The organism is Kitasatospora sp. NPDC059747 (assembly GCF_042732955.1).
In the GTDB taxonomy this organism is placed as follows: domain Bacteria; phylum Actinomycetota; class Actinomycetes; order Streptomycetales; family Streptomycetaceae; genus Kitasatospora.
In genome coordinates this window covers 1-13,388 of sequence record NZ_JBHWGV010000042.1, presented here as the reverse complement: position 1 = coordinate 13,388, position 13,388 = coordinate 1, and the positions used below count along the sequence as shown (strand labels likewise).

The 13,388-nt window shown below is 73.2% G+C and carries 13 protein-coding genes; 9 read left to right on the top strand and 4 right to left on the bottom strand.

What is annotated here, in order from left to right:
- Positions 1–6 precede the first annotated feature (6 nt).
- Positions 7–1,317, top strand: coding sequence for a DUF5719 family protein (locus ACFV4G_RS19780; protein WP_380442023.1), 1,311 nt, complete (start codon positions 7–9; stop codon positions 1,315–1,317).
- 39 nt (positions 1,318–1,356) lie between these two features.
- Here ACFV4G_RS19780 and ACFV4G_RS19775 read toward each other — a convergent pair whose 3' ends face one another.
- Positions 1,357–1,809, bottom strand: a complete 453-nt coding sequence (locus tag ACFV4G_RS19775; protein WP_380442021.1) for a metallopeptidase family protein — start codon at positions 1,807–1,809, stop codon at positions 1,357–1,359.
- A gap of 242 nt (positions 1,810–2,051) precedes the next feature.
- Between ACFV4G_RS19775 and ACFV4G_RS19770 the strand changes: the two genes are divergently transcribed.
- The 6 genes from ACFV4G_RS19770 to ahcY all read left to right on the top strand — a co-directional run bounded on the left by ACFV4G_RS19770 (position 2,052) and on the right by ahcY (position 8,322).
- Complete coding sequence (locus ACFV4G_RS19770; RefSeq protein WP_280686050.1) at positions 2,052–2,417, top strand: DUF3499 domain-containing protein; 366 nt, start codon at positions 2,052–2,054, stop codon at positions 2,415–2,417.
- A gap of 134 nt (positions 2,418–2,551) precedes the next feature.
- Complete coding sequence (locus ACFV4G_RS19765) at positions 2,552–3,937, top strand: phosphomannomutase/phosphoglucomutase (RefSeq protein WP_380442018.1); 1,386 nt, start codon at positions 2,552–2,554, stop codon at positions 3,935–3,937.
- Between the two features lie 109 nt (positions 3,938–4,046).
- On the top strand, positions 4,047–4,229 hold the full coding sequence (locus ACFV4G_RS19760) for a Trm112 family protein (protein WP_329928842.1): 183 nt from the start codon (positions 4,047–4,049) through the stop codon (positions 4,227–4,229).
- Between the two features lie 108 nt (positions 4,230–4,337).
- Complete coding sequence (locus ACFV4G_RS19755) at positions 4,338–5,588, top strand: SIS domain-containing protein (protein ID WP_380442015.1); 1,251 nt, start codon at positions 4,338–4,340, stop codon at positions 5,586–5,588.
- A gap of 38 nt (positions 5,589–5,626) precedes the next feature.
- On the top strand, positions 5,627–6,601 hold the full coding sequence (locus ACFV4G_RS19750; RefSeq protein ID WP_380442012.1) for a cation diffusion facilitator family transporter: 975 nt from the start codon (positions 5,627–5,629) through the stop codon (positions 6,599–6,601).
- A gap of 272 nt (positions 6,602–6,873) precedes the next feature.
- The gene (gene ahcY / locus ACFV4G_RS19745; RefSeq protein ID WP_380442009.1) at positions 6,874–8,322 is read left to right on the top strand and encodes an adenosylhomocysteinase; all 1,449 of its coding nucleotides are present in this window, start codon (positions 6,874–6,876) and stop codon (positions 8,320–8,322) included.
- A 71-nt stretch (positions 8,323–8,393) separates the two neighbouring features.
- On the opposite strand, the gene ACFV4G_RS19740 is transcribed toward ahcY, so the two are convergent.
- Together ACFV4G_RS19740 and ACFV4G_RS19735 are read right to left on the bottom strand one after the other, a co-directional pair.
- Positions 8,394–9,431 carry a hypothetical protein gene (locus ACFV4G_RS19740; RefSeq protein ID WP_380442006.1) on the bottom strand — a complete coding sequence of 346 codons (1,038 nt, stop codon included), beginning with the start codon at positions 9,429–9,431 and terminating at the stop codon, positions 8,394–8,396.
- A complete protein-coding gene (locus ACFV4G_RS19735) occupies positions 9,428–9,940 on the bottom strand; it encodes a SigE family RNA polymerase sigma factor (RefSeq protein ID WP_380442004.1) in 513 nt (170 codons plus the stop codon). Before ACFV4G_RS19735 ends, ACFV4G_RS19740 begins: the two co-directional genes overlap by 4 nt.
- Positions 9,941–10,059: 119 nt before the next feature.
- Between ACFV4G_RS19735 and ACFV4G_RS19730 the strand changes: the two genes are divergently transcribed.
- Complete coding sequence (locus tag ACFV4G_RS19730) at positions 10,060–10,695, top strand: hypothetical protein (protein ID WP_380442002.1); 636 nt, start codon at positions 10,060–10,062, stop codon at positions 10,693–10,695.
- 8 nt (positions 10,696–10,703) lie between these two features.
- On the opposite strand, the gene ACFV4G_RS19725 is transcribed toward ACFV4G_RS19730, so the two are convergent.
- Complete coding sequence (locus tag ACFV4G_RS19725) at positions 10,704–11,678, bottom strand: RDD family protein (protein WP_380442000.1); 975 nt, start codon at positions 11,676–11,678, stop codon at positions 10,704–10,706.
- Positions 11,679–11,973: 295 nt separating this feature from the next.
- On the opposite strand from ACFV4G_RS19725, the gene ACFV4G_RS19720 reads away from it, so the two are divergent.
- Entirely contained in the window at positions 11,974–12,978 is a 1,005-nt protein-coding gene (locus tag ACFV4G_RS19720; protein ID WP_380441998.1) for a stage II sporulation protein M, read from the top strand.
- The last annotated feature ends 410 nt before the right edge of the window (positions 12,979–13,388 follow it).

Sequence of the window (13,388 nt, the reverse complement as noted above, 5' to 3'; positions counted from 1 at the left end):
CCCGCGATGAAGAAGCCCTCCTTCGGGAAGAAGTCCGCGCCCGCCGAGGCCGAGGAGAGCGGTTACCCGCCGCCGGCTCCGGCCGCCGCCCCCGACAAGGGCGGCGCACCCGCCGACGCCCGGCTGACGCTGGCCAAGCCCGGTACCCCGGTCTCGGCCTCCGCGGCCAACGCCGACACCGCGCCCGGCACCGGGGCCCTCGCCACCGGCGCCCTCGCCCCCGGCTTCACCGTCTCGCAGACCACCACGGTCACCGAGCAGCGCGGCCTCGGCCTGTCCGGCGTCACCTGCACCCCGGCCGGCACCAGCTTCTGGTTCGCCGGGGCCAGCACCGCGGGCGACCGGACGGACTACGTCAGCCTGGTGAACACCGAGTCCTCCGCCGCCGTCGTCGACATCAAGCTCTACGGCGACAAGGGCCCGATCGACAACGACGCCGCCAACGGCATCACCGTCGCCCCCGGCAGCTCCCAGTCGATCCTGCTGCCGACGCTGACCAAGGGTCCGGTCACCGACCTCGCCGTGCACGTGGTGGCCCGCAGCGGCCGGCTCGGCGCGTTCCTGCACGCCGCCGACGGCAGCAAGGGCGCCGACTGGATCCCGTCCTCCGTCGAGCCCGCCCCGACCCAGGTGCTGCCCGGCCTGCCCGCCGACACCTCGGCCGCCCGCCTGGTCGTCTGGGCGTCGCCGGACGACGACGCCGACCTGAAGATCCAGCTCTCCGGCAAGAACGGCTGGTTCACCCCGGCCGGCAACGAGTCCATCCACGTCAAGGCGGGCATGGTCGCCGCCGTCGACCTCGGGAAGGTCACCCGCGACGAGGTGGCCGGGCTGCGGCTGTCGCCCAGCGACGACAAGCACCGCACCCCGGTCGTCGCCGGGGTCCGGATCGACCGGGCCGGCTCCAACGGCAAGTCCGACGCGGCCTGGCTCACCGGCAGTGCCCCGGTCGGCGCCCGCGCCACGGTGGCCGACAACCGGGCCGGCGCGTCCACCCTGTTCCTGACGTCGACCGGCGACGCCGCCACCGTCCACGTCACCGCCTCGGCGGGCAGCAACGGCGGCACCCCGGTGACCAAGGACGTCCAGGTGCCGGCCGGTGCCACGGTCGCCGTCCCGGCCCCCGAGCCCGGCGGGCTGAACGGCTCCTTCGCGCTCACCGTGGAGACCGCCTCCGGCGGCCCGGTGGTGGCCGCCCGGATGCTCGCGATCCCCGCCAAGGACGTGCCGATGTTCACCGTCCAGGCGCTGCGGGACGACCGCAGCACCATCAAGGTCCCGCAGGCCTCCCAGGACCCGGGCGTCGTCCAGCGCTGACCGCGCGCTCCGGGGGCCCGGCCGCGGGCCCCCGGAGCGTCACTCCTCGTCGTAGCGCGGGTCGATGGCGTCCGGCGACAGGCCGAGCAGCTCGGCGACCTGCTCGATCAGGATCTCGTGCACCAGCGCCGCCCGGTCCTCCCGGGTCTTCGCCCGGATCTCCACCGGCCGCCGGTACACCACGATCTGACTCTTGCGCCCCTGCTTGCCGGGCGACACCCGCCCCAGCGGCACGCCGTCCTCGGAGTCCGCGCCGTCCGCCTCGTGCAGCGGCACCTCCTGGACGGCGAACTCCACCTCGATCAGCTGCGGCCAACGCCGCTCCAGACGCTCCACCGATTCGCGCACGTAGTCGTCGAACAGTTCGGAGCGGGTGAGCGAGATCGGCACCTGGGGCGGTGCCAGCGGGCCGCGCAGCCCCCTGCCGTGCCGGTCGCGGTGCCGGGGTCGGCGCGAGGGTCCCGTCGATGACTGCGGTGCAGAGCTGTCCATATCACTGCCGAGGGTAGTCCTTGGACGGTCGGAAGTGGACCACTCCGGCAGGGAAACGCCCGGGGCGGGGGCGTACGCCGCAACGGGCGGAGCGAGCGGAGCAGTCGAAGGAGCGGCTCCGCGCCGAAGCGCCCCCCGGGCGCGGCGGAGGGGGAGTCCGAGGGGCGCGCGGCGCGACACGTCGCACCACGAGGGCAGGCGGTCTTCGCTCCCCGGCGAGGAGTGCTGTACCGTCCACCCTCGTGAGCTCTGTACGTCGTTGTTCGCGGACCGCGTGCGGCCGGCCGGCCGTCGCGACGCTGACGTACGTCTACGCGGATTCCACCGCCGTCCTGGGCCCGCTCGCCACCTACGCCGAACCGCACTGCTACGACCTGTGCGCCGAGCACGCCGAGCGCCTCACCGCCCCGCGCGGCTGGGAGGTCGTCCGCCTCGCCGCCGAGGCCGGGCCGCTGCGCCGCAGCAGCGACGACCTGGAGGCCCTCGCCAACGCCGTCCGCGAGGCCGCCCGCCCGCAGACCCCCCGTCAGGGCCGCGCCCCCGAGGGCGAGTCCACCGAGGGCGGCCGCCGCGGCCACCTCCGGGTCCTCCGTTCGCCCGACAACTGACGGCTCGCCCCGCACGGGGCGTTCCCCCGGCCCGGGTACGCTGCCCGTCTACCGTCACCGCGTCCCGTCGACCGAACGCGCGGTGACCCCGACGTATCGTGAACGATCAGCACAGAGACCAGGGTGGAGCCGCAGTGCGCGACCTCAAGCAGCTCGTGAAGGCGTACGACGTCCGAGGCGTCGTCCCGGACCAGTGGGACGAGAGCCTGTCCCGGGCCTTCGGCGCGGCCTTCGTCCAGGTCACCGGTGCGACCGCGATCGTGGTCGGCCACGACATGCGGCCCTCCTCCCCGTCGCTCAGCCGGGCCTTCGCCGAGGGCGCCGCGGCCTACGGCGCCGACGTCGTGCAGATCGGCCTCTGCTCGACCGACCAGCTCTACTACGCCAGCGGCAAGCTCGACCTGCCCGGCGCGATGTTCACCGCGAGCCACAACCCGGCCCAGTACAACGGCATCAAGCTGTGCCGGGCCGGCGCCGCCCCGGTCGGCCAGGACACCGGCCTCTCCGAGATCCGCGAGCTGGTCGAGTCCTGGACCGGCGAGGACGACGCCGTCACCGTCCCGGCCAAGGACGTCAAGCCCGGCGCGCTCTCCGAGCAGGAGACCCTGCGCGGCTACGCCGACCACCTGCTCGGCCTGGTCGACCTCACCGCGATCCGCCCGCTGAAGGTCGCCGTCGACGCGGGCAACGGCATGGGCGGCCACACCGTGCCGACCGTCTTCGACGGCCTGCCGATCGAGCTCGTCCCGATGTACTTCGAGCTGGACGGCACCTTCCCCAACCACGAGGCCAACCCGCTCGACCCCAAGAACCTGGTCGACCTGCAGGCGAAGGTCCGCGAGGTCGGCGCCGACCTCGGCCTCGCCTTCGACGGCGACGCCGACCGCTGCTTCGTCGTCGACGAGCGCGGCGAGCCGGTCTCCCCGTCCGCGATCACCGCCCTGGTCGCCGCCCGCGAGATCGCCCGCGCCCAGGCCGCCGGCGAGGCCGAGCCGACGATCATCCACAATCTGATCACCTCCTGGACCGTCCCCGAGGTGGTCCGCGAGCTCGGCGGCACCCCGGTGCGCACCCGCGTCGGCCACTCCTTCATCAAGCAGGAGATGGCCGTCACCGACGCCGTCTTCGGCGGCGAGCACTCCGCCCACTACTACTTCCGCGACTTCTGGCGCGCCGACACCGGCATGCTCGCCGCCCTGCACGTGCTCGCCGCCCTCGGCGGGCAGCCGGGCACGCTGTCCGCGCTCACCGCCGAGTACGACCGCTACGCGGCCTCCGGCGAGATCAACAGCACCGTCGCCGACCAGGCCGACCGCTCGGCCGCCGTCCGCGCCGCCTACGCCGGCCTGGAGGGCACCACCGTCGACGAGCTGGACGGCCTCACCGTGGCCGGCCCGGACTGGTGGTTCAACCTGCGCGCGTCCAACACCGAGCCGCTGCTGCGCCTGAACGTCGAGGCCAAGGACCCGGCGAAGATGGCCGAGCTGCGCGACGGCGTCCTCGCGATCGTCCGCGCCTGACGCGCCCCGGGCGCCGACGCGCCCGAGCCGGAGCGCCGGTGCCCCGGCCGGTAGGGTTGCCTATCGGCCGGGGCACCGCCGCGCCACCTCCCGACTCTTGGAGAGCCCCTTGAAGCTCGAATCCTTCCTGCTGGAGATCCTGGTCTGCCCGCAGTGCCGGGCCGCGCTCGCCGAGGCCGGCACCGAGGAGCAGCCCGAGCTGGTCTGCACCGGTACGGACTGCGGCCTCGCGTACCCGGTCCGCGACGGCATTCCGGTCCTCCTGGTGGACGAGGCCCGCCGCCCGGCCTGATCCTTGGGGGCGAAGCCCCGCACCGCCAGCTCAGCGCCCCGCCAGTCCAGCGCACCGCCAGCCCAGCGCCCCCAGGACCGCAGCCGACCGCAGCCGGAGGACCGCCGCATGCTCGACGACACCCTGCTCGACGACCCGGCCGCCCTCCAGCGCGCCGACCGCGACCGCGCCCTGCTCGCGCTGGCCGGCTCCGGCGCGCGGGTGCGCACCGCGCTGCGGCTCGCCGACGCGGCCGGCCTCGACCGGCTGCGGCCCGACGGCCGCCCGCGCGCCGTCCTCGTCGCCGGGCACGGCAGCGCCCTGACCGCGGGCGAGATCCTCGCCGCGCTGGCCGGCACCGGCAGCCTCGTCACCCCGCTGCCGCCCGCCGACGCCACCGCCCCCCGCGCCGACCGGGCCGGCGCCCCGCCCGTCTTCACCGCCGGGCTCGGCTGGCAGCTGCCCGGCTGGGCCGGACCGCTCGACCTGCTGGTGATCAGCTCCGCCGACGGTGACGAGCAGGGCCTGATCGGCCTCGCCGAGCAGGCCTACGCGCGCGGCTGCGCGATCGTCGTCACCGCGCCCGAGGGCAGCCCGCTCGCCGCGGCGGCGCTCCAGGTGCGGGCCCTTCCGCTCCCGTACGTGCCGTCCGCGCGGCCCGAGGACGAGCCGCCGGCCGAGCGCGCCGCCGAGCCGGACCTGCCCGCCGAGGACCCGGGTGCGCTGTGGGCCCACCTGACCCCGATGCTCGCGCTCGCCCAGAAGATCGGCGTCACCCAGCTGCCGTACGACGCGCTCCCGGCCACCGCCGACCTCCTCGACGCGTCGGCCGTCCGCTGCCGCCCCGACGCCGCCGCCTACACCAACCCGGCCAAGGGCCTGGCCGCCAGGCTGGCCGGGACCGTCCCGCTGCTGTGGGCGGAGGGGGCCGTCGCCGGGGCCGTCGTCACCCGCTTCGCCGCGCAGCTGGCCGACCGGGCCGGCCGCCCGGCGCTGCCCGGACTGCTGCCGCAGGTGCTCACCGCGCACCGGGGCATGTTCACCGGCCAGCTGGGCGCGGGCGCCGACCCGGACGACTTCTTCCGCGACCGCGTCGACGAGCCGGACCCGCTGCACCTCCAGGTCCTGCTGCTGCGGCACGTCCCGGGCACGCCCGGTGGCCCGCTGGACGAGGACGAGGGCCCGGCCGAGGTGCCGGAAGACGACGAGGGCCCGCGCGCCTTCGGCGTCTCCCGGGCGCACCGCCTCGCCGCCGCCCACGACGTCCGGCTCACCGAGTACGCCAGCGCCCGGCCCGAGCCGCTGCACGCGCTCGCCGACCTCGTCGCGCTGACCGACTTCGCCGCCGTCTACCTGGGACTCGCCGCCGCGCAGTCGTAGGGAGCAGGCGCGGGAGAGGCGCACGCTACGGTGAGCGCATGAGTGCAGAGGGTGGGACGAAAGCGCTGATCGCGGCGCTGTCGGCGAACCTGGCGATCGCGGTGGCCAAGTTCACCGCCTTCGGCTTCACCGGGTCGTCGTCGATGCTGGCCGAGGGCGTCCACTCGGTGGCCGACTCCGGCAACCAGGTGCTGCTGCTGATCGGCGGCAAGCGGGCGCGCCGGGCGGCCGACGAGGAGCACCCGTTCGGGTACGGCCGCGAGCGCTACGTCTACGGCTTCCTGGTGGCCATCGTGCTGTTCAGCGTCGGTGGCCTCTTCGCGGTCTACGAGGGCTGGCACAAGGTGCGCCACCCGGAGGCGCTGGACTCCTGGGGCTGGGCCGTCGGCGTGCTGGTGTTCGCGATCGCGATGGAGGGCTGGTCCTTCCTCACCGCGATGCGCGAGTCGGCGAAGGCCAAGGGCGGCCAGGGCTGGGTGCAGTTCATCCGCACCGCGAAGGCGCCGGAACTGCCCGTGGTGCTGCTGGAGGACACCGGCGCGCTGATCGGCCTGGTGCTCGCGCTGCTCGGCGTGTCGCTCACCGTGATCACCGGCGACGGCGTCTGGGACGGCGTCGGCACCCTGTGCATCGGCGTCCTCCTGGTGCTGATCGCCGTGGTGCTCGCCCTGGAGACCAAGTCGCTGCTGCTCGGCGAGTCCGCCGACCGCGAGTCGGTGGCCCGCATCCGCGCGGCCCTGGTCGACGGGGACGCGGTCACCGGCGTGATCCACATGCGCACGCTCCACCTCGGCCCCGAGGAACTGCTGGTCGCCGCCAAGATCGCGGTCAACGCGGAGGACAGCGCCGCCCGGGTCGCGGCCGCCATCGACGCCGCCGAGGAGCGGGTGCGCGCGGCCGTCCCGATCGCCCGGGCGATCTACCTGGAGCCGGACGTGTACAGCGCGGCCAAGGCCGCGGCCGGCGCCGACCCGGCGGCCACGCCCGGCGGGCCGGGCCCCGAAAATCCGTAACCGGGAACGGCCGGTGGGTCACCGGTGTAGATTCGTCACCAGAGCCAGAACGTCGCTGCTGATGGCGGTCGATCGGCGGTCCGCACCCGTACGGTGTGCCCCGGTCGAGGGAGAGAGGTCCTCCGACGGTTTGTGCTGCGCACAGGGAGCCGGTCCGGTACAGCGGGCCCGGCCGCCCCGGCGTGGCCGTGCACCCTCGTACGGCACCGCCGCGCTGCGACGCACACCCAGGACCTTGGCCTTGCCCCACCCCATCAGCGAGGAGCAGACGCATGTCGACCGACATCACCGGTGACTTCAAGGTCGCCGACCTTTCCCTGGCGCCGTTCGGCCGCAAGGAGATCCAGCTCGCCGAGCACGAGATGCCCGGCCTCATGTCGATCCGCGCCGAGTACGCGGCGTCGCAGCCGCTGGCCGGCGCCCGCATCACCGGCTCGCTGCACATGACCGTGCAGACCGCGGTGCTGATCGAGACCCTGACCGCGCTGGGCGCCGAGGTCCGCTGGTGCTCGTGCAACATCTTCTCCACCCAGGACCACGCGGCCGCGGCCATCGCGGTCGGCCCGGAGGGCACCCCGGAGAACCCGCAGGGCGTCCCGGTCTTCGCCTGGAAGGGCGAGACGCTGGAGGAGTACTGGTGGTGCACCGAGCAGGCGCTGACCTGGCCGGACGGCAAGACCCCGAACATGATCCTCGACGACGGCGGTGACGCCACCCTGCTGATCCACAAGGGCGTCGAGTTCGAGAAGGCCGGTGCCGCTCCGGACCCGTCCACCGCGGACAACGACGAGTTCCGGATCATCCTGGAGCTGCTGAACCGCACCCTGAAGGACACCCCGAACAAGTGGACCGAGGTCGCCGCCACCATCAAGGGCGTGACCGAGGAGACCACCACCGGTGTGCACCGGCTGTACGAGATGCACCGTGACGGCCAGCTGCTGTTCCCGGCGATCAACGTCAACGACTCGGTGACGAAGTCGAAGTTCGACAACAAGTACGGCTGCCGCCACTCGCTCATCGACGGCATCAACCGCGCCACCGACGTCCTGATCGGCGGCAAGGTCGCCGTCGTCTGCGGCTACGGCGACGTCGGCAAGGGCTGCGCGGAGTCGCTGCGCGGCCAGGGCGCCCGTGTCATCGTCACGGAGATCGACCCGATCTGCGCGCTGCAGGCGGCGATGGACGGCTACCAGGTCGCCACGCTGGATGACGTCGTCGAGACCGCCGACATCTTCATCACGACCACGGGCAACAAGGACATCATCATGGCCTCCCACATGGCCCGGATGAAGCACCAGGCGATCGTGGGCAACATCGGCCACTTCGACAACGAGATCGACATGGCCGGTCTGGCCAAGCTCGACGGCGTCGTGAAGACCGAGGTCAAGCCGCAGGTCCACGAGTGGCGCAAGGCCGACGGCCGGACGATCATCGTGCTGTCCGAGGGCCGTCTGCTGAACCTGGGCAACGCGACCGGTCACCCGTCGTTCGTGATGTCCAACTCCTTCGCGAACCAGACGATCGCGCAGATCGAGCTGTTCACGAAGACCGAGCAGTACCCGATCGGCGTGTACGTGCTGCCGAAGCACCTGGACGAGAAGGTCGCGCGTCTGCACCTGGACGCGCTGGGCGTGAAGCTCACGACCCTGACCCAGGAGCAGGCCGACTACATCGGCGTCCCGGTCGAGGGCCCGTACAAGGCGGAGCAGTACCGCTACTGATGCGGTGACAGTCGTACGCCGGTGGCCGGCACCCCCCGTGGGTGCCGGCCACCGGCACGTTCGGACGTCCGTCAGCGGATGACGTCGGTCGTCCAGGTCGACGGGTCGACACCGGTGGGGTGCACCATCCGGGTCAGGCCCTCCAGGCCACCGAACTTGTCGAGCAGCGGCTTGCTGCCACCTTCGGTCGTCGCGCAGATCTGCAGACCCTGCTCCTCCCGGCAGACCGTTTCGGACTTCCCGAACTCCAGCTTGCCCGCGGGGGCCACGATGAAGGCGATGGTCATCTCGCCGACGGAGAAGGCGGCTCCCGCACTCCACGGCTGCCCGGCCGCAGGACGGCTCAGATCGGCCTGGCTCGGCCGGAGGCCCTCCGGCAGTCCCGACAGCCAGAACGGCAGCGCGGCGGGCCACTCGCCGGTCTGGACATCGGCCGCGATCCGGAGCAGCACGTCGTCGGGCACCTCGCCGCCGCGCGGGCGGTTCGACACCAGCTGCGCCCAACGGCCGGAAGCGGTCTGCCAGCACAGGATGCGCCGACCGCTGTCGAACGTCGGATGGGTCGGATCGGTGATCCAGTACGCGGTCCGGCCGTTGACGGGGGGCGCCGGGTCCTTCTCCGGCTTCGACTGCGATGTCTCGGTCAACCGGGGCTCGGCACCGGCCGGATGGACGAGGAGGTCCAGCCGCCGCCCCGACGGGCCGCCCTGGCCGGCCTTGGTGACGACCGTCGATCCGTCCGCCAGGTACCCGACGTCGCGAGCCGGGTCCAGCCAGTCGGGGAGCCAGCCGAACCTGCCGCTGATGATCAGCGGATTGGTGGGGCTGCCGACCGGCTCGCCGGGGGTGGGGGCCGCGGATTCCCGGGGAGTGCCGGCGGGCAGCAGTTGGGTCGCGTGCAAACCCCCTCCGGGCGCCAGCAGGAGGGCGGCCGTGACCGTGGCCGCTGTCATGGCGGCCAGCGCGCCGACCGCCGCCTGGCGCCGGCGGCGCAGGCGGGCCCGTCCCCGGGAGATGGACGTCGCGACGTCGAAGGCCGCCGGTGGGGCCGGCGCGTCGGCCAGGGCCGTCAGGTGGGCGGCCAGCTCGTCGTGATCGTTGATGGTCATGGCGTCCTCTCTGCGACGGCGGGGCGGGCGACGAGCCTGGTCCTGAGGGCGTCCAGGCCGCGTGAGCTCTGGCTCTTCACGTTGCCGGGGGAGCAGCCCAGGGCCTCTGCGGCCTGGTCGACGGTCAGGTCGCAGTAGTAGCGCAGGACGACCGTGGCGCGCTGGCGCGGCGGCAGTGCCGCCAGGGCCTGGCGGAGGTCCAGCGAGGCGTCCAGGTCGATGCTGTCGGCGACGGTCTCGGGTGTGGTCTCCCGGCGGACCGTGCGGCGCCACCACGAGGTGCGCTGCTCGCCGAGGAACACGTTGACCAGCACCCGCCGGGCGTAGCCGTCCAGGTTCTCCACCCGCTTGGCCCGCGACCAGTTCACGTACAGCTTGGTGATGGTCTCCTGCACCAGGTCGTCGGCCCGGTGCCAGTCCCCGCACAGCAGATAGGCGACCTTCCGCAGCCAGCCGCTCCTGGAAGCCACGTACTCCGTGAACTCCGCGTCGTGTGTCTGCTTCGCCATCCGCACCCCCCTTCGTCGTGTCGGCGGCGTCTCTCCCGCGCCGTCCGCCTCCCTAATGCGGGCACTGCTCCGGAAGGTTGCATGCCGACCGGTCGGAGGCGTCCACGTAGGCTTCGGGCATGCCCAACGGCCGGTACTCGCTCCACGACACCCATGACCACGTGCTGCTCGGCGAGGAGCGGTTCAGCTGCGCTCCCGGGCCGGCCGGCTGGCGGTACGTCTCCAAGACCTACGCCCCGGACGGCCGGGTGACCGGCACCGTCGACCTCACGCTGGACTCGCGCGCCCGGCCGCTGCGGATGGAACTGCGGGCGGGCGGGTGGCAGGTCCGCGGCGGGGCGGTGGACGGGGTGGCGTGGGTGCGTACGGACGCGGCCGACCCGGGCGGCGAGCACGCGGTGGAGGGGCACGACCGGGCCCACGGGTTCACCGGGCGCTCGCCGGCCTTCCTGGTCGCGACCGCCCGCCTGCTGCGGCTGCGGGAGGGGGCGAGCGCCCGGGTGCGGCTGGTGGCGTTCACCGAGCCGGTGCTGGCGCCGCGCACCTTCGACCAGGGCTGGTTGCTGGAGGGGACCGACACGCACGACACGGATTCCGGTCCGCTGCTCGTCGAGCGGTACCAGGTGGCGGACCTGGAGACCGGGGAGCAGCAGGTGGTGCACCTCGCCGGGGACGTGGTGCTGTCGGCGGACGGGGTCGAGCTGGAGGAGCTGGAGTCGCCGCCGAACGCCTGGCCGGTGGAGTTCGGGGGGTAGGCCGCGGGTCAGGCGGGTGGGGCGAAGCCCATGTCGTTGGGCTGGGTGGTGGCGGGCGGTGCCGGCGGCGCCGGCGGTGCCGGTGGTGCGGTCAGCGGGGCGGGGGCTGCGGCGGCCGCCGCGGGCATCGACGGCTGCGGGGTCTGAGGGCCTTGGGCGGTCGGCGGGGCCTGTGGGGTCGGCAGGGCCTGTGGGGTCTGTGGGGCTGCCGTCGGCCGGTAGCCCTCGGCGCGTGTCCACTCCCGACGCTGACGTTCGGTGAGCACGGCGCCGAGGTAGGCGGCCGGGTGCACTCCCGGTGGCACGTCGTGGGACGTCCTGGCGGCGAGGTCGGCGGCCAGCCTGGCGGACAACCGGTGCGCCACGGCCTGGTCCAACTGGCCTATCCTTCCCAGTAGTTGGCGGATCGCGAGCCACAGCGGCTCGGGGACGGCCGACAGGTCCATCGCGCGGAGCTCGTGCCCCATCGACTGCAGCAGCTGCGGGTGCACCGGTGGCAGGGCGACCGCCGTCCCGCCGCCGCCCGGGGCGCGCTCGCGGACCACCAGCGTCCCGGCGAAGATGTCGCCCAGCCGCTTGCCCTCCGAGTTCACCACCGAGCAGATCACGGCGGGCGCGCCGCTCAGCGTGATCAGCTCGAAGAAGCCGGTCAGGCCGCGCACCAGCGCGTGCCGGAACCGCACCGGACCGCCGTCGCCGCGGACCACCCGCAGACCGAGCGCGGCCTTGCCGAGTGAACGGCCGTGGCTGAACGTCTCGACCATCACCGGCACGCCGACCAGGAAGAACACCATCAGCCCGAGCAGGATGGCGGTCAGCGCGGCGCCGTCGAGGCCCGAGAGGGCGACGCTGAGGACCAGCGAGGTGATCAGCAGGGCGGCGAACTCCACGGCCAGGTCGAGCGCGACGGCCAGCGCCCGGCTCGGAAGCTTCGCCGCGCGCAGGTCGAGGACGACCGCCTCACCGGTCACCAGGTCGCTCAAGACACCCGTCCGTTCACGCTCGTCGAGGTCGCGGAGGCGGATGGACGCCGTGGCGCGGGACATCCCGGACCGGCCCCCGCGACCCACCTGCTGCCGTCCGATCCGCAGTCGCCAACATACGGCGCCCGGCGCTCGGACGGGAAGTGAGATCCCGGGGGCCACGGCGTCGGTCCGTCCTGGCATGCTGGGCCCGCACGTGTCCGTACGTCTTCGCCCGCCCGACCTGCCCGACCGCCCCGCGTGTGTGCGGCCGCCCCGTGCGCCCCGCGCCTCGCGTCGACCATGGAGCCGCCGCATGGACCTGGACGTCTTCGTCGCCACCCACCAGGGGGAGTGGAACCGGCTGGACGCCCTCGCCCGCAAGCGCCGGCTCAGCGGGGAAGAGGCGGACGAACTGGTCACCCTGTACCAGCGGGCCACCGGCCACCTGGCCAAGGTGCAGGCCGCCGCGCCCGACCCGACACTGGTGAGCCGGCTGACCGCGCTGGTCTCCCGCGGGCGGGCCGCCGTCACCGGCACCCGCAGCAGCGGTTGGCGGGACGTGGCGCGGTACTACACGGTGAGCTTCCCGGCGGCCCTGTACCGCTCCCGCCGGTGGTGGCTGCCGATCGCGGTCGTCTCGCTGGTCGCCACCGCGGTGATCGCCTGGTGGGTCGCCAACCACCCCGAGGTCCGCAACAGCCTCGCCTCGCCCGAGATGCTGCGCCAGATGACCCGCCCCGGTGGCGAGTACGAGGCGTACTACTCGGACCGCCCCGCGAGCTCGTTCGCGGCCCAGGTCTGGACGAACAACGCCATGGTCGCCGTCAAGTGCCTGTTGTTCGGGATCGCGCTGGGCATCCCCGTGATCTTCGTGATGTGGTCGAACGTCCTCAACCTCGGCGCGGGCATCGGCCTGATGGCCTCGGCGGGCCGACTCGACGTCTTCCTCGGCCTGCTCATCCCGCACGGCCTGCTGGAGCTGACCGCCGTCTTCGTCGCCGGCGGGCTCGGCATGCGCCTCGGCTGGACGGTGATCGACCCGGGTCCGCGCACCCGGACGACGGCGCTCGCGGAACAGGGCCGTTCCATCATCGGCATGGCCATCGGCATGGCGACGGTGCTCGCGGTCTCCGGCATCCTCGAAGCCTTCGTGACCCCGTCGGGCCTGCCCACCTGGGCGCGCATTTCGATCGGCGTCGTCGCGGAGACCGCCTTCCTGCTCTACGCCCTGGTGCTGGGGAAGAAGGCCGCGGCGGACGGCGAGACCGGAGACCTGGACGCGGCCGACCGGGCGGACCTTCAGCCGGTCGCCGCGTGAGGCGGATGTGATCACCAGGCCTCTGACCTGCTACTCTTCTCGCATCCCGGCCGGACCATTGACGTGGCCCCGGTGGGCTAGTAGGTTTGAACGGTTGGGACTGACTGGACAACGGTCGGGCCCGGGCGTTAGTGTCTACGACACCGCCGAATCGAGGCGAGCGCGTTTCACGAAATGCGCGCCCTCCGACGAAGCAAATCCCGCGAACTGCGCAGTACGAAAGCTTTGATAAGCTTCGGAGCGAAGTTGCAGGAAATCCCCCCAGTGGGAATCGGATGAAAGAAACTCCGGGAAAACGGAGCGGAAAACATCTGGTAAGCTGGAAACACGAAAGAACGAAGCGCCCGGAGGGCCCGCTGGAAGGCGGCTCGAAGGAAGCGTCCGTTCCTTGAGAACTCAACAGCGTGCCA

What these genes read in the sequence shown, in the direction of transcription:
- ACFV4G_RS19750 (WP_380442012.1), top strand. Translation starts at nt 5,627, where the DNA reads ATGAGTGCAGAGGGTGGGACGAAAGCGCTGATCGCGGCGCTGTCGGCG.
- ACFV4G_RS19775 (WP_380442021.1), bottom strand. Translation starts at nt 1,809, where the DNA reads ATGGACAGCTCTGCACCGCAGTCATCGACGGGACCCTCGCGCCGACCC.
- ACFV4G_RS19740 (WP_380442006.1), bottom strand. Translation starts at nt 9,431, where the DNA reads ATGACCATCAACGATCACGACGAGCTGGCCGCCCACCTGACGGCCCTG.
- ACFV4G_RS19780 (WP_380442023.1), top strand. Translation starts at nt 7, where the DNA reads ATGAAGAAGCCCTCCTTCGGGAAGAAGTCCGCGCCCGCCGAGGCCGAG.
- ACFV4G_RS19755 (WP_380442015.1), top strand. Translation starts at nt 4,338, where the DNA reads ATGCTCGACGACACCCTGCTCGACGACCCGGCCGCCCTCCAGCGCGCC.
- ACFV4G_RS19730 (WP_380442002.1), top strand. Translation starts at nt 10,060, where the DNA reads ATGCCCAACGGCCGGTACTCGCTCCACGACACCCATGACCACGTGCTG.
- ahcY (WP_380442009.1), top strand. Translation starts at nt 6,874, where the DNA reads ATGTCGACCGACATCACCGGTGACTTCAAGGTCGCCGACCTTTCCCTG.
- ACFV4G_RS19735 (WP_380442004.1), bottom strand. Translation starts at nt 9,940, where the DNA reads ATGGCGAAGCAGACACACGACGCGGAGTTCACGGAGTACGTGGCTTCC.
- ACFV4G_RS19720 (WP_380441998.1), top strand. Translation starts at nt 11,974, where the DNA reads ATGGACCTGGACGTCTTCGTCGCCACCCACCAGGGGGAGTGGAACCGG.